General features: G+C 54.6%; 8 protein-coding genes. All 8 read left to right on the forward strand.

What is annotated here, in order from left to right:
- The first annotated feature begins 896 nt into the window (after window positions 1-896).
- Window positions 897-3,860 carry a SusC/RagA family TonB-linked outer membrane protein gene (locus tag ACYVH9_RS03845; protein WP_460636443.1) on the forward strand — a complete coding sequence of 988 codons (2,964 nt, stop codon included), beginning with the start codon at window positions 897-899 and terminating at the stop codon, window positions 3,858-3,860.
- A 5-nt stretch (window positions 3,861-3,865) separates the two neighbouring features.
- Window positions 3,866-5,209, forward strand: a complete 1,344-nt coding sequence (locus ACYVH9_RS03850; protein WP_460634972.1) for a RagB/SusD family nutrient uptake outer membrane protein — start codon at window positions 3,866-3,868, stop codon at window positions 5,207-5,209.
- Between the two features lie 7 nt (window positions 5,210-5,216).
- Complete coding sequence (locus ACYVH9_RS03855; protein WP_460634973.1) at window positions 5,217-6,620, forward strand: DoxX family protein; 1,404 nt, start codon at window positions 5,217-5,219, stop codon at window positions 6,618-6,620.
- Window positions 6,621-6,632: 12 nt separating this feature from the next.
- Complete coding sequence (locus ACYVH9_RS03860) at window positions 6,633-8,294, forward strand: hypothetical protein (protein ID WP_460634974.1); 1,662 nt, start codon at window positions 6,633-6,635, stop codon at window positions 8,292-8,294.
- An 84-nt stretch (window positions 8,295-8,378) separates the two neighbouring features.
- Window positions 8,379-11,567 (forward strand): SusC/RagA family TonB-linked outer membrane protein, encoded by a 3,189-nt coding sequence (locus ACYVH9_RS03865; RefSeq protein ID WP_460634975.1) that lies wholly within the window; start codon window positions 8,379-8,381, stop codon window positions 11,565-11,567.
- 34 nt (window positions 11,568-11,601) lie between these two features.
- Window positions 11,602-13,071 (forward strand): RagB/SusD family nutrient uptake outer membrane protein, encoded by a 1,470-nt coding sequence (locus tag ACYVH9_RS03870; protein WP_460634976.1) that lies wholly within the window; start codon window positions 11,602-11,604, stop codon window positions 13,069-13,071.
- Between the two features lie 58 nt (window positions 13,072-13,129).
- Window positions 13,130-14,857, forward strand: coding sequence for an amidohydrolase (locus ACYVH9_RS03875; RefSeq protein WP_460634977.1), 1,728 nt, complete (start codon window positions 13,130-13,132; stop codon window positions 14,855-14,857).
- A 200-nt stretch (window positions 14,858-15,057) separates the two neighbouring features.
- A complete protein-coding gene (locus ACYVH9_RS03880; RefSeq protein WP_460634978.1) occupies window positions 15,058-16,224 on the forward strand; it encodes an LLM class flavin-dependent oxidoreductase in 1,167 nt (388 codons plus the stop codon).
- Window positions 16,225-16,227: the final 3 nt, after the last annotated feature.

The following is a 16,227-nucleotide window of genomic DNA, read 5'->3' on the forward strand; positions in this document are numbered from 1 at the left end:
ACAAAACAGATCTGAATCGGTTGAGGTTTACCCAGTGCCCGGTATTTAGCAAGCGGGGATTTGCCACCAAATTGCTTTCTGGAGTGAAGCAAGGTAATCGGGTAGAATCCTTTCCAGAAACCGTTCATCTTGCGGGGCCAAAATTATACTTTATTTACTTATTCTATGTAGTTAGTCTAGATTTTGTTTTTGCTCGCTACATGTTGAATAAAAACCCTCGCTGCTGAAGCAACCAGGATATAGCATAAGGATTATTAAAGGTTTGTTTTTTTGATTAATTCAGGCTTAGGATATGACATTAGAAAGAATTTGCGGTCGGTTTGAAATAAATCAGGTCCAGAAGTTGCTTTGTTGTGAGTACATTACTTTACTTTGTCTCCTGACTTAGTAGAATTTTAATTTCGCTTGCCCAGCGCTTTGTTAACCACCAGCAAAGACTTGGGATACAACTAACTTTTGCTTTTACGACAATGAAAAGGATGCTCCCGTCTTTTTCGTCATCAAGCCCGATGACGCAGGTGGTTATTTCCCATTCCGATTTGGCTCAAGAAGCCCTGGCAAGCCTCTCCTGTTGCTGTTGTTAACAGCTTTCATCGACTTTATTTCTTTCCAATTACTGGCTAACACCCCGATAGGCAGGCTCGCTGAGCTTATCTGAATTTTCGGTGGTTGATTATTCGTATGGGCCTGCTGGCCTGTCTATCGGGGTGTCGTCGCTAGTGTGCTTTACATTATATTATTTCTATACTAATACAATGGAATATATATACTATTCCGGTCGTAATCGGAACGTTACGGGTAGGCAGCGCCCTGCGAAGCTGTCCCGTCAAACCGTTCGTAGGCTATTTCCTTTTTTGGGGCTTTTCTGGCTTCTGATCGGAACGCAGTCTGTTTCGATGGCGCAAACTTCGTTCTCTGTTCAGGGAAAAGTAACCGACAAAAATGGCGAGGTGCTGCCCGGTGTCAATATCCGCATCAAAGGCACCAATCGGGGGGCTACGTCGGAGGCCGATGGCAGTTTCAACCTCACGCTTTCGGATAAAGATACTCCCCTTGTTTTCTCTTTCATCGGTTATGTAACGCAGGAAGTCGTTGCCGGAAATCAGAGTTCTTTAGCAATTCGGCTGGAGCCCGATCAACGGCAATTGAACGAGGTAATCGTGGTGGGCTACGGGACTCAGGAACGCAAAAACCTGATCGGTTCGATTGCCAAAATTGATCCGGCATCCACCAAAGACATTCCCGTCGGCAGCTTTGATGCCCAGTTGCAGGGTAAAGTTTCCGGGGTACAGATCAGCTCCAATACCGGCGTTCCGGGCGAAACCGTTAACATTCGGGTGCGCGGAGCCACTTCCATCAATGCCGACAACGATCCGCTCTACGTCGTCGATGGGGTTTTTATCAACAACAACAGCCTCCAGACCGTCGGAACTGGCGGCAAGTCGACCTCACCCATTGCTGATATTAATCCCTCTGATATTGAAAGCATCGAAGTCCTGAAAGATGCCGAAGCCACAGCGTTGTATGGTTCGCGGGGCGCCAACGGCGTGATTTTGATTACGACCAAGCGGGGCAGTTTCAACCAGAAGGCTAAAGTCAATTTCAACGCGTCGTACGGCGTCGCCAAAGCCGTCAAACTCTGGGAGTTGACGACCGGTCCCGAACACGCGCAACTTGTTAACGAATGGTGGATCAATACCGGCAAGGATACGCCGAGTTTGAATCGTACTGCCGAAAACCGTCCGTTTCGCCCGGTTTCAGAAGGCGGGCGCGGGCTGCCGGAAGAACAGCAAACCTACGACCGACTGGGTGAGTTGTTTCGTACCGGGCGGCTTCAGAACTACGATCTGTCGCTGACGGGTGGCACCAAAACGACCAAATACTACATCGGGGGGGGGTATAACCGGCAGGAAGCCATCATCAAACCGGTTTATTTCGAGCGGGCCAGCTTCAAGGTCAACCTCGATCAGCAGGTAAATGACAAGGTTCAGGTGGGCGTGAGCAACACCTTCAGCCGGACGTTCCGGAATCAGGCCCGGGCGGGCGACGGCCCCGCGGGCGGTTTGTTGCAGGCGGCTTTGCACACCCCAACCTACCTATCGCCGTTCAACGAGCAGGGCGTTCCGGTGGGCCGGGCCGGTTTCGATAACCTGACATTACTGCTCGAAAACTACGATGTAAAATCGGCCAGTCTGCGCTACATCGGTAACCTTTACGCCGATGCGCAAATTCTGCCCAATCTGCGTTTCCGCACCAGCTGGGGCATTGATTACAACAACTACAACGAATCCGAATACTGGAACAACCTGCTGATTGCAGGAAGCCCGGCGGGTCTGGCCACGTCCAGCGTTACGCAATTCACGACCTGGCTGAATGAACAAACGCTGACGTACCGGCAGAAATTCGGTAACCATTCGGTTGGCGTTCTGGTGGGTAATACTCTCCAAAGCGACCTGCTGACCCGCACGTATGCCGAAGGCCGGGGATTTGCCAACAACCAGTTCACTCAAATTTCGTCAGCTGCTACAACGGCCAGCAGCCAAAGCTGGTCGAAAAGTAATCTGGCTTCGTTTTTCTCCCGCATTGACTACAATTTTGGTGGCAAATACCTGGTCGATTTCAGCATCCGGGCCGACGGTTCGTCGCGGTTTGGAGCCAGTAACAAGTGGGGCTATTTCCCCGCCGTCGGAGCGGCCTGGCGCATCAAGCAGGAGAACTTCCTGCGGAATTCCCGAATCGTGAGCGACCTGAAGCTGAAAGCCAGCTACGGAACCACCGGGAACCAGAACGGCATCGGTAATTTCGCGGCCCAGGGTCTCTGGACGGGTGGAGCCTCCTACCAGGGCAGCCCCGGTATTGCGCCCCAGCAACTCGCCAACCCCAACCTCCAGTGGGAACGCACCAACCAGCTCAACGTAGGAGCGGATGCGGCTTTTTTCAACGACCGACTGCGCCTGGAGCTGAACGTGTACCAGAAATACACGACCAATGGTTTGCTGCAACTCGCCCTGGCCGGCACCACCGGTTTTAGCAACTACTGGAGCAATGCCGCCGAAATCAGCAACAAAGGCTTCGAGCTGGGTATTCAGTCGGACAACATCCGGCAGAGCGGCTTTACCTGGACCACCAGTTTCAACATAGCGCAGAACATCAACAAAATTGAGAAGCTGGAAAATCCACTGCGGTACGGCAGCCGTGACCTGATTCTGCAACAGCAGGGTACCCCCCTGTATTCGTTCTGGGTGTATAAGCAGCTGGGTGTCAATCCGCAAACCGGCAATGTGATTTATGAAGATGTGAACAACGATGGTCAAATAACCGTTGCTGACCGCCAGATCCTTGGCAGCATCTGGCCCAAATTCTTCGGCGGATTGACCAACAACCTGACCTACAAAGGTTTTGACCTGAACATCTTTTTTGCTTTCCAATACGGCAACAAGGTCTACAACCATAACAAATTTTTCGGTGAGGGCGGAGGAGCCCGCGATGCCGCCCGGGTTATTCTGGCCAGCAACAACGCCCGCTGGCAAAAACCGGGTGACATCACCGACGTACCGCGTCCGGATGGCATCAACATCAATAACTACCGCGACGGGGGCAGCCGCTGGCTCGAAGACGGTTCGTTCCTGCGACTCCGTTCGCTCAACCTGGGTTATTCGATTCCCAAACGCCTGACCGAAAAAGCCCGGATCGAGAATGTCCGTGTATACCTGGCCGGTAGCAACCTGTTTTTGCTGACGAAATACACCGGTCTGGACCCCGAATCCAGCGCCAGCAGCGATCCCAACCAGCAGGGCATTGACCTCGGAACGCCCCCGCAGCCCCGCAGTATCCAGATTGGCGTTAACCTAACTCTCTGAAAGTCATGAAGTCATTAGTTTATACGGTTTCCTTGGTTGCGCTGACGGTTTTCAGCTCCTGCCAGTCCTTTCTGGACGTGAAACCGCTCGAATCCATTTCCGACGATCAGACGATTGTGGATCGGGCCACCGCCGAAACCGCCGTCCGGGGAATTTACAGCGCACTCGGCAGCTCGAATTATTACGGCACCGGTTTTCAGTCCATCGGTTATTTGTCGGGCGATAATATTCAGTGGACCGGGTCACAGTCGCAGGTTCAGGAGTTCATCAACCACCGCGTCAATGCCGAAAACTCCACGGTGGCCGGTGCCTGGACGGGTATTTACCAAACCATCAACCGGGCCAATAATGTGCTGGCGAAAGTGCCGGTAGTGACCGACCCCGCGCTGACCAAAGCCCTGAAAGATCAGTATCTGGGCGAAGCCTATTTTCTGCGGGCGCTCTCCTACTTCGACCTGGCGCGCACCTGGGGCGGTGTTCCACTGATTACCAATCCGACGCTGTCGCCCACCGAGAATTCCGGCATTCCACGCAGTACGCAGGCGGCCACGTACGCCCAGGTGCTGGCCGATCTGGAAGCCGCCGAACCGCTGCTGCCAGTCACGACCGACCGCTACCGGGCCACCCGAAAAACCGTCTGGGCGCTGAAAGCCCGGTATTATCTGTACCAAAAAGACTGGGCCAAAGCCGAAGAATTCGCCACGAAGCTCCTTGACGATGCAACCAATTACGGCCTGCTCAAACCGTATAGCGCCTTTTTTACCAACGACGCCCGGGGTACCCGCGAATCGATTTTTGAGATTTTCTACAACGGCACAACGGAAGTAAACAGTCACCGGGGCCAGTGGCAACCGCAAACCAATGGCGGAACCCGGCAATGGGCTCCGAACGACGCGCTGGTGACGCTGGTCAACAACCCAGCCATAGGCGGAAACCGTAGCGTACTGGTCGCTAAAGACAACCAGAACCGCTGGTACGGCACACTTTATTACCGCAATCCGGCGTCTGACCCGACCTATATCTTCCGTATTGCCGAACTCTACCTCATCCGCTCGGAAGCGCGTGCCCAGCAAAATAAACTCACGACAGCGGCTGCCGATCTGAACGCCGTCCGCGACCGCGCGGGACTAACGGCCAGCCCGGCGACTACTCAGGCTGCTCTGTTGCTCGCCATCGAAGACGAACGCCGGGTTGAGTTTGCGCTGGAACCCCACCGCTGGTTTGATCTCGTCCGGACGGACCGGGCCGCTGCCGTTCTGAACGTCACGGACCCAAACCGGCTTTTGCTACCGATACCGGTCAATCAGTTGCTGACGGACAAGACTTTACAACAAAACCCCGGATACTGACCCCGCCATGAGCCAGCTCGAAACCCTCTCCTCCGTTTCTGAATCGGGAAAAGGAACCTCGTCGTTCGATTCGGAACCTCACCTGCCCACTACGACTGAGTGGAGCAATAGTGAGAAAACTGTTTTCCGAATCGCTTTTCTCTATTTCACGCTACAGGCTGTTCCGCTCGACTGGAAATTTTACCGCGATCTGTTCGCCATCAACTGGGCGCAGCTCTCCTACGGTGATCTTTTTCAGCTGTCGCGCTACCAGCCCCGGTTTTTTGGTGAAACGGACACGTTTGCCAACTGGGTTGTGGTGTTCGGGCTGGCACTGGTGGGAACCCTAATCTGGAGCTACCGGGATCGCAACCGCCGGGAATACCAGTCGCTGTATTACGTTCTCCGGGTGGTGTTGCGCTACCGGCTGGCGGCTGGTTTGCTGGCTTACGGTTTTCTCAAACTGTTCCCGGTACTGGCACCAACACCCTCGCTGAGCAACCTCAACACCAATTACGGCGATCTGACCGACTGGAAAATTTTCTCCCTGAGTCTGGGCGTGGTTCCATCGTACGAGTCGTTTCTGGGGGGCGTCGAAATTCTGGCGGCACTGCTGTTGCTGTACCGAAAAACCGCTTCGATTGGCGCTTTCCTGACGGTCTCGTTTCTGGGCAATGTGTTTATGTCGAACCTGGCTTACGAAGGCGGAGAATACATTTACAGTTTTTACCTGATCACCTTCGCGCTGGTGTTGCTGGCCTTTGATGCGCAACGGATTTATACCTTGCTGACGCTCGAACGTCCGACCCTTCCGAACCGCTTTCAGCCCCGGTTTTCACCGAAACAGGCGACTACGCGGCTGGTTTTAAAGAGTTCGTTCCTGCTGCTTTTTGTCGGTTTTTACGGTTTTAGCGTCTACGCCGATTATCGGCAGGGTTCCTACCAGTTTCCGCAACAGGCCGGTTTGCCCAACGCCAGCGGTCTTTACAACGTCAGCGAATTCCGGATCAACGGCCAAACGCTTCCGTATTCAAAAACCGACCCGGTGCGCTGGCAGGATGTGGTGTTTGAAAAATGGGCTACGCTCAGCATCCGGTCGAACCAACCCGTCGCGCTGGATCGCACCAACGTAGAAGTCGTTCACCGGAATGACCCGGACCGGAATTATGAGTTTGCGGGGTCAGCCGGGCGGCATTATTACCAGTATGAAACAGCCGACGATCAACAAAGCCTTACCCTGAAAAACCGGAATCCGGCTCACGCGCAGCAGTCGTTCACCTTCCAGTACAGCCGCCCGGATTCGACAACGATCATTCTTTCGGGCGTCAACGAAAAGCGTGACTCCATCTACGCCGTTTTGCAGAAAATCGACAAAAAATACCTGCTCGAAGAAGCCCGGAAAACCGGTCGTCGGGGCGGATTAAAACTGTAAACTCCATCGATTATGGCACTTGATAAACACCATCCGGGCGCACCCGTTCTGGAACCGGCATCGGCCACCGATGAGCCTGCCCAGAAAACCAAACCGTCGGCGGGTCTGCAACCCAAAGCCTGGACTGCGTTTCAGAAAATTCTGTTTCGCGTTGCTTTTGTCTTTTTTGTGCTGTTTTCCATTCCGCTCCATCTGGAATGGTACAAAAACCTCTTTCAGTTCGACTGGCTACACCTGCACTACCGTGATCTGTACGAGATTGCCCGGTTTTCGCCGAGCCTGCTGCGGTATTTCGCCGGTGGCCGGGGCGGTGGCGAAGGCGGAGGGGCACCCTTGCTGGGGTACGCCGACTGGTTTATCCTGCTGGCCATCGCCATCGTCGGTGGATTGATCTGGACGGCCCTGGATCGCAAACGCCGGGAATACAACCTTCTCTATTACTGGCTGCGTGTCATTGTGCGGTACCGCGCGGGCATTGGCATCATCGGTTTTGGCTTTACCAAGCTGTTCCCGACGCAAATGCCGTATCCGTCCGAAGGATTGCTGAACACGGATTTTGGTGATTTTACGGCACAAAAAATCTTTTGGATGTCGGTCGGCATTGTGCCCTGGTACCAGGTGTTTACCGGACTGGTCGAGATTCTGGCGGGGGCGCTGCTGTTCTTCCGGGGAACCACCACCATCGGCGCGGCATTGCTGCTGGGCGCATTGGGCGACATTGTTTTTGTCAATTTTGCCTACGACGGCGGAGTCCACGTCTACAGCTCTTATTTCGTGCTGCTGGCGGCTTTTCTGCTCGTTTACGACGCCCGGAATATTTATGACCTGCTGATTCGGGAACGGTTTACGGTTCCCGTCCGGTTTTACCCCGACTTGTCGAAAGGCTGGCTCCGGGGTGCGCGCATTGGCCTGAAAACTGCAACGTTCGGCATTTTTCTGGTGTGGTTTACCTACCTGCAATGGATCAATTTTCTGTATGATCCCTACAAGCAACCGGCGGTGAAAGGCGTGACGCAACTGCGCGGTGTCTACAACGTCACCGAGTTCCGGCTGAATAATCAGGTGATTCCGTATTCTCCGCTGGATACCGTTCGCTGGCAGCAGGCTACGTTCGAAAACTGGACGACGCTGACCTTCAAAGTCAACCGGCCGACCAAGCTGGATTTGTCCAACGGTGGAGGCTCGCCCATGCGCGATATCAACCGCACGTTCGAAGTGTCGGGCGTGGCCGGTGGTCAGCGGGTTTTCTACTACGAAGCCGACACGGTTCATAACGTTTTGTATTTGCAGGATAAAATCCGGAAAAACAACCGCGCTACCGTCGATGGCCGGGAGCTGGGCGAAGCCGAAAACCGGAGAAAACCGTCCAAACGCCCCGACAAAGATGAAGGGAAAAACGAACCGTGGATTCCGAAGGAAGCCCTAGCCATCATTGGTGACGAAGACCACAAAATTGATCCCCGGGCCTGGTCGACGCGCCGGACCCAGGGAATCCAGGATGAATCGAAGCCGGTGAAGCGAAACCGCATGATCCTGAATTATTACACCACCGATGGCTCCCGCGTTATTCTGACTGGCATCGACGAACGAAAGGATTCCATCCGCGTCGTGCTGGATCGGGCAGAGCGGAAATATGCACTGTCACCCAGCGACTTGCAGGCTGGAAAATATTAATTCCGTACCCAACTCAACGTAATCCTGATCGATCATCCCACCACAATAGCTGCGTGGGCCAAGCACGAATGTATCCCTATTTACATGAAAAAAACTATCCCAAAAAGAACAGTGAGCCGTTGGCTCAGAACCGTCGTTCTGTTGCTGATCAGTACGGCCACGGCCTTCGCCCAAAACCGACAAATTTCCGGCCTTATAACCGGACAAGACGACAAACAGCCGTTGCCGGGCGTAAACCTGGTTGTGCAGGGTACCAACGTCGGCTCGCAAACCGATGCCAGCGGCAAGTTCTCGCTCTCGGTTCCGGCATCCGCCAAAACCCTGGTGGTGACATCCATCGGTTACCTATCGCAGGAAATTTCCATCGGAAACCGGACATCCTTCAATGTTTCGTTAGCCGCCGACACGCGCCAGCTCAACGAAGTCATCGTAACCGGGTATTCCAGCGAAAGCAAGAAAGCATTTACCGGCTCGGCGTCGAAAGTGTCGGCCACGCAACTGGAAAACCGCCCAGCACAGAGTCTGGATCAACTGCTGGGCGGGCAGGCCGCCGGGGTCAACATCGTGCAGCCGAGCAGCGCGCTGAATGCTACGCCCGTGTTCCGGATTCGGGGCATCAACTCGATTACGTCTTCGGTTTATCCGCTCATTCTGGTCGATGGCGTAACGGTTTTTACCGGCTCGTCGGGCGGCTCGGTCGGTAATAATCCGCTGGCCGACATCAATCCCAGCGATATTGAAACAATTGATATTCTGAAAGATGCCTCGGCGACGGCCATCTACGGATCGCGGGCAGCCAATGGCGTGGTTGTGATTACCACCAAAAAAGGCAAGAAAGGCCGGACCAAAGTCAATTACGACGGCTGGGTGAGTTTCAGCCGACCGTTCAATTTGTTGCCGCTGCTGAATCCAGCCGAATACGTGGCCATCAAAAACGAAGCGCGGGTGAACGCCGGGCTGTCGCCGGGTTTTGTGCTGGGAAAAAATGCCGACGGCAGTGACGTCGGAACCGATTGGTACGACGTGGCTTACCAGACCGGGGTTTCGCAAAACCATACCGTCAGCGTGTCGGGTGCGAACGATGCGACCAACTATTTTCTGTCGCTCAACCATTCAGATCAGAACGGGATTCTGAAAACGAACACCTTCAAACGGCAGGCGGCCCGACTCAACCTCGAACACAAACTGAACCGCAGCATCAGCCTCGGAACCAACCTGACGTACAGCAAATCCGTTAATGCCGGTCCAAACTCGGGGGCCATTGGTCCCAATTCGGTGGCGTCGTCGTCGGGCAACAGCGTCAATACGCAGTACATTGGCCTGCAACCGCTGGCGCGTCTGACCTACATTCTGCCGCCCAACGTGCCGGTTTATAACGCCGACGGTTCGTACAACATCAACCCCGCCAACGGCAACATCGGGTACGGTCCCAACAGCACGGCGCTGGGTGTTTTCAATGCCTACAACCTGCAAACCGTTCTGGACCTGGATCGGAATTCGTCCGAGAATAACACCCTGATTGGGAGCGTATTTGCGGAGGTCGAACTGCTGAAAGATCTGAAACTGAAAACCGTGTACGGCATTGATAACTACGTAGTTGAGAACAAGGAGTTCCGGAATCCTTACAGTGGTGACGGTTTCCCGACCAATGGCGTGGCCACCAACTCCACCACCACGTATTTCCGTTCAAACTGGACCAACACACTTTCGTACAGCACCACGTTCAACGACGATCACAACCTGAAAGTCCTGGTCGGACACGAGGAAATTTACCGGAAAGTAGACGGCTGGGGTGCCAACCGCACGGGCCTGGCCGATCCGTTTTACACCAATTACCAGGGCGGTTTTACCACCATTACGCCCGCAGCCAACGTGTTTACCGAGAACGGTTTGCTTTCGTTTTTCAGCAACGTCAACTACGACTACCAACGCAAATACCTGTTTAGTTTCAACTTCCGCCGGGACGGTTTGTCGGCGCTGGCGGCTGGCAACAAGTGGGGTAACTTCGGTGGTGGTTCGGTGGGCTGGAACCTGTCGGAAGAGTCGTTTTACAAAAACTCGGTGCTGGCACATACGCTTAATGAGGTCAAAATCCGGGCCAGCTACGGCATTGTGGGCAACAGCAGCCTGAACGATTATGCCGCCTTGTCGCAGTATGGATCGAGCACCTACGCGGGCGTGGCCAGTCTGGCGTTCGGGCAGGCCGGGAACCCGGATTTGCGCTGGGAATCAAGCAAAAAAGTGGACATTGGCCTGAACGTCGGGTTGTGGAACAACCGCATCACGCTGGAAGCCGATTACTACAAAAACACCATCGACGGCCTGATTCTGAACGCTCCGCAGGCATTGTCGAAAGGCATTCCGGGCAACTCGATTGCCGCCAACGTGGGTTCGCTCTACAACGAAGGCGTCGAGCTGGCGATCAACGCGGGCATTCTGACGAAAGGCAAGCTCCAGTGGAATGCCGGTTTCAACATTGCTACGCTCAAAAACCGGGTGACGTCGCTGGGCACCGGGGGCGATATTTACCCGACCAACCTGAGCACCTTCGGCATTCAGAACATCACCCGCGTGGGCTATTCGGTGGGGTCCATTTTTGCGGTGCCGACCCTGGGCGTCAACCCGACCAACGGCAACCGGCTGTACCTCAATCGGAACGACGAAACCGTGCAGTACGACGCAGTGGCGAAGCGGTTTACGTACCTCGAAGGCGGCACGGCTCCGGCCATTGACAACTACGCCGATGGCCGGATTCAGGGGCCGTCGCTGCCGACTTACTACGGCGGTTGGAACAACAACCTAAGCTACGGCGACTTCGATCTGGCGGTCAACATCATCTTCTCCGGCGGCAACAAATTGTACAACGGAACGCGCTCGACGCTGTCCGATCAGCGGTATTTCAACAACGGCACGTTTATCAAGGATCGCTGGACCACGCCGGGCCAGGTGACGGACATTCCGAAACTCGTCTGGGGCGACAGCTTCACCGGCGGTTTTTCGTCGGCCAATACCGCCAACGTGGAAGACGGTTCGTTTGCCAAGCTGAAAAACGTGGCGCTGGGCTACCGGGTGCCGGTGCAGCGACTCGGCATTGCCAACTACATCGCGTCGGCGCGGGCGTACGTGCAGGCGGCTAACCTGTTCACGATCACGAACTACACCGGTTCGGACCCGGAAGTGTCGATCAACGGCAACTCCATCAACTCCGGCAAAGACCAGAATGTGCCGGTTAACGCGTCCGTTTTCACCCTCGGTTTGAATGTCGGTTTTTAAACGATTGGCCTTCTTCCTTTTGACATTAATTGCTATGAAATTTTTGCGACATCATACCCAACAATTGCTGCGAACGCTGGCGCTGATTCCCGCCCTGACATTGCTGCTGACGGCCTGCCACAACGATTTGCTGGACAAAACGCCGGTCACGACCATTTCCAACGATGCCGCTTACAGCACGCCCGCCAAAGTACTGGCGCAGGTCAACGGGTTGTACGCCCAGTTCAGCAGTCCGATTTTTTACGGAGGGCGGTTTCTGGTCTTCAACGAACAACGCGGCAACGAATTCAGCCAGAACGACGGCAACAACGCGACCGGCGCCAACGTCTGGAACCAGTCCATCACGGCTTCGGGCGACTTCGTCAATTCCGTCTGGAGCACGGCGTATACCACCATTAATTTAGCCAATCTGCTGATCGAAAACCTGAGCAATTCGACGGTCGTGTCGGATTCGTTGCGCAAAAGTTACACCGCCGAAGCCAAGTTCCTGCGGGCGTTCAGTTACCTGAGTCTAGTACAGACTTACGCCAAACCGTTTGCTCAGGCCAGCAATAGCCCGGCCCTGCCGCTGCGGCTGAAACCCGAAACCTCCGGTAGCAACAACGACTTTCCGTTTAGTACCGTCGCTGAAGTGTATGCTCAGATTATCAGGGATTTAAACGAGGCTGAAACGGATTTGCCCGCGGCTTATTCAACGGCCATTCTGAATGCCTCGCGGGCGCACAAGGCCACCGCCATTGCCCTCAAAACCCGGGCTTACCTGGCCAAAGGTGATTACGCCAACGTCGTCACGGAAGCGGCCAAACTAGTGCCAGCATCGGCTCCGTATCAATACACCGCCGGAACGCTGACGCACCGGCTGGAAGCCAACATTGCCACGGTTTTTGGTGGATCGTACGTCGGTGGGGAAGCCCTGTTTACCATTCCGTTCGTAAACCCCGCCGAAGCCCCCGGTTTGCAGTTTTCGCTGGCGGCCAACTACCTGTCACCCGTGCTTTATCTGAATCCGTCGGCGATTGTGGCGGACCCGGTTTTCGCGTCGGCAACCTCCACGGATGTCCGGAAAAACTTGATTACGACCAATGCCGCCGGGCAGAAGCTGCTGCGGAAATTTACGAAAAATGCCGCGCCCTACACGGATTATGTCCCGGTGATCCGCTACGCCGAAGTGCTGCTGAACTACGCCGAAGCCGCTGCCCAAACCGGTAACCTGGCCACCGCGACAGCCTTGCTCAAAGCCGTGCGAAACCGCTCGGATGCCGGTTTTAACTTCACAACAGGCGTCGGTACCAAAGACGAACTGGTGAACACCATTCTGACCGAACGGCGCATTGAGCTGCTGGGCGAAGGCTTCCGGACGCTGGATTTACTGCGCCGGGTGCAGCCACTGCCCGCCAAAACTGGTAATGCCGGAACCGCCCCTGAAATCGCGCCCACGGCGGGTAACTACGTTTGGGCCGTTCCCAGCAATGAGCTGGCGTATAACGGTTTGTCGCCGAGATAATGACTATTTATTAATGAATCCACTAACTACTTCCTGTCAAATACGATTCCTGCAAATCATGAAAAAAACGATTGCGCTACTGGCGCTGGCGGCCCTGCCAGTTCACGGGTTCAGTACCGACGCCGGTAAAGGCGACAAAGCGCCCAAAGCCGCTGCCGATAAAATTTACATCAATGGAAAGATCATCACGGTCAATGCGACCAATGCCGTAGCGCAGGCCGTGGCCGTACAGGGCGGTAAAATTCTGGACGTCGGTTCAACGGCGGCCATTTCGAAGCTGAAAGGCGCCAATACGGTCGTGGTGGATCTGGGCGGAAAAACCGTCATTCCGGGATTGATTGACGGCCATAGCCACTTCATGGGGCTGGCCCGCACCAAGATGGCGAATGTGGCGGCCCCGCCCGTCGGGCCGGTCAAGAACCTGACCGATCTGGTGGCCGAACTCCAGAAACACAAAGTCACCAAAAAGATTCCGGACGGTGAATGGATTACGGCCTTTGGTTATGATGTGGATCAGCTGGCGGAAAAACGGCACCCCACCAAAGAAGACCTCGACGGGGCTTTCCCACATAATCCGGTGGTCATTACGCACGTGTCGGGCCATATGTCGGTGGCCAATTCAGCGGCCCTGAAAATTGCCGGGATCAACAGCAACACCAAAGATCCGGCGGGCGGCTTGATTGTCCGCAAACCGGGGAGCACCGAACCCGATGGCCTGTTGCAGGAAAAGGCGCAGGGACTCATTCGGGGATTTGTGGAAAGCAAAGCGCCGACGCTGGATGATCAGCTCAACGATCTGAAAGCTCAGCAAACGTTCTACGCCAGCCATGGCATCACAACCGCGCAGGACGGTAGTACCAGTTTTGAATCGCTGGAACTGCTTCGGAAAGCCGCCGAACGCAATGCCTTGTTCATCGACATCGAAACGCTGCCCTCGTACGCCATTGTCGATAAGGTAATTGGGAATCCACAGTTTAAGTACGGTATTCTGAACAACCACTTGAAATTGAATGGTTTCAAGTTCGTGTCTGACGGCTCTCCGCAAGGAAAAACCGCTTTTTTTGGAAAACCGTACCTGACCAAAGTGCCGGGCTGCGACAACCCGGAGTGCAACGGTTTTCCGGTAACCACCCAGGAACAGTTCAATGCCGCCGTGAAGAAAGGCTTCGAAAACAACATTCAGGTGTACGTGCATTGCAACGGCGATGCGGCCATCGATATGTATCTGACGGCGATTGAAAACGCCAACCGAGAACTGAAAACGACCAGCACCAACCGGCGGCCCGTGGTGATTCATTCGCAGTTTGTGCGGCCCGATCAGCTGGACCAATACAAAAAGCTGGGCCTGGTGCCGTCGTTTTTTACAAACCACACCTTTTTCTGGGGCGATGTTCACATCCAGAACCTGGGGCAGGATCGGGCGTTTTTTTCCAGCCCGCTGAAGTCGGCGCTCAAGCGTAATATCACCTTTACGAACCATACGGATTACGTCATCACGCCTGTCGACCAGATGTTTTTGCTGTGGTCGTCGGTCAACCGGCAATCCCGTTCGGGAAAAACCATCGGGCCGGAAGAGCGCGTAACGCCCCTCGAAGGGTTGCGGGCTATCACGATCAACGGTGCATACCAGTATTTTGAAGAAAATATCAAAGGTTCTATCGAAAAAGGCAAGCTGGCCGATCTGGTGGTGCTGTCCGATGATCCGCTGACGATTGATCCTTTGAAGATCAAGGATATCGTGGTGCTGGAAACCATCAAGGAAGGCAAAACCGTATTCCGGCGATAGAACTAGCTTCTTAATTGACAGAAAAGTTAGTTGTGTTGGCATAGTAGGGAGCACCTTGACTTCCTACTATATTTTTCTTTTTCGACACGAGCGAGTAGACGTTGAACCAGAGACACAAGACCGGTTCTTCTCGCTTGCTTTGTCGATCCGTTGACGCGGCTCTGCCTTCTCGTGTCTAACTTCTTTCCATTAAAAACATCATGACTTTATCCAATATAAAAACCGTTCCTATCCGTACGTCGCAACGCGTGGCGGAGATTTCCTGGTTTAACGACATCATCGGGGGCGATACCGAGTTTCTGGGCGTTCTGGACGAGGAGCGCCGGAGCAATTTTGACCATTGCAGCGCGATTACGCGGGAAGCTGACCAACTGGGTTTCAGCTCGATTCTGTTGCCAACGGCGTATACCGTCGGGCAGGATGTGCTGACGTTTGCGTCTGGTGTTGCCCCCCAAACCGAATCCATCAATTTGCTGGCGGCCATCCGAACCGGTGAGATTCACCCGCCGATGCTGGCGCGCGCCATTGCCTCGCTCGACCACATGCTGAAAGGACGGCTGATTCTCAACATCATCAATTCCGATTTGCCCGGCACGCGCGAAAACCCGGACTTCCGCTACCGCCGTTGCGCCGAAGTTATCGAGATTTTGAAGCAGGCCTGGACGCAGGATCGCATCGATTTCAAGGGCGAGATCTACCAGTTTAACATGCCTAGCGATCCGGTAAAACCGTACCAGCAAAATGGCGGTCCGCTGCTGTATTTCGGCGGCACCTCGCCCGGTTCGCGCGAAGTCTGCGCCAAGTATTGTGACGTGTTTCTGATGTGGCCCGAATCCGAAGAAAGTTTGTACGCGACCATGCAGGATATGAGCACCCGGGCTGCTGCCGAAGGCCGAACCATTGATTTTGGCCTGCGGGTGCACATCATCGTCCGCGAAACGGAAGCCGAAGCCCGCGCCTATGCCCGGCGACTGATGTCGAAATTCGATGAACAGCGCGGGAAAGAAATCCGCAGCCGGGGTGAGGATTCCCGTTCGCTGGGCGTGGTTCGGCAGGACGAACTGCGCGAAACCGCCGACGATGATGGGTTTGTGGAAGACATTCTCTGGACGCACATCGGCAAGGTGTTTTCAGGATGCGGTGGTGGTCTGGTGGGCAGTCCGGAACAGATCATTGCCAAACTGAACCGGTACATGGATATGGGTATCCGGGCGTTTATTTTCTCCGGTTTTCCGCTGATCGAGGAGGCCAACTACTTTGCTGAGCTGGTGTTGCCGCACCTGCCGAACGTGTCAATGCCGGTATTGCAAAACCGCATTCCGGCCGAGACACCGGTCACGCCTTTAACGAACGCCGTTCTTGTATAACGC

Source organism: Larkinella harenae (assembly GCF_054780515.1).

Excerpts from the sequence above, each read along its gene's own strand:
- ACYVH9_RS03845 (WP_460636443.1), top strand. The coding sequence starts at position 897 with ATGGCGCAAACTTCGTTCTCTGTTCAGGGAAAAGTAACCGACAAAAAT.
- ACYVH9_RS03850 (WP_460634972.1), top strand. The coding sequence starts at position 3,866 with ATGAAGTCATTAGTTTATACGGTTTCCTTGGTTGCGCTGACGGTTTTC.
- ACYVH9_RS03855 (WP_460634973.1), top strand. The coding sequence starts at position 5,217 with ATGAGCCAGCTCGAAACCCTCTCCTCCGTTTCTGAATCGGGAAAAGGA.
- ACYVH9_RS03860 (WP_460634974.1), top strand. The coding sequence starts at position 6,633 with ATGGCACTTGATAAACACCATCCGGGCGCACCCGTTCTGGAACCGGCA.
- ACYVH9_RS03865 (WP_460634975.1), top strand. The coding sequence starts at position 8,379 with ATGAAAAAAACTATCCCAAAAAGAACAGTGAGCCGTTGGCTCAGAACC.
- ACYVH9_RS03870 (WP_460634976.1), top strand. The coding sequence starts at position 11,602 with ATGAAATTTTTGCGACATCATACCCAACAATTGCTGCGAACGCTGGCG.
- ACYVH9_RS03875 (WP_460634977.1), top strand. The coding sequence starts at position 13,130 with ATGAAAAAAACGATTGCGCTACTGGCGCTGGCGGCCCTGCCAGTTCAC.
- ACYVH9_RS03880 (WP_460634978.1), top strand. The coding sequence starts at position 15,058 with ATGACTTTATCCAATATAAAAACCGTTCCTATCCGTACGTCGCAACGC.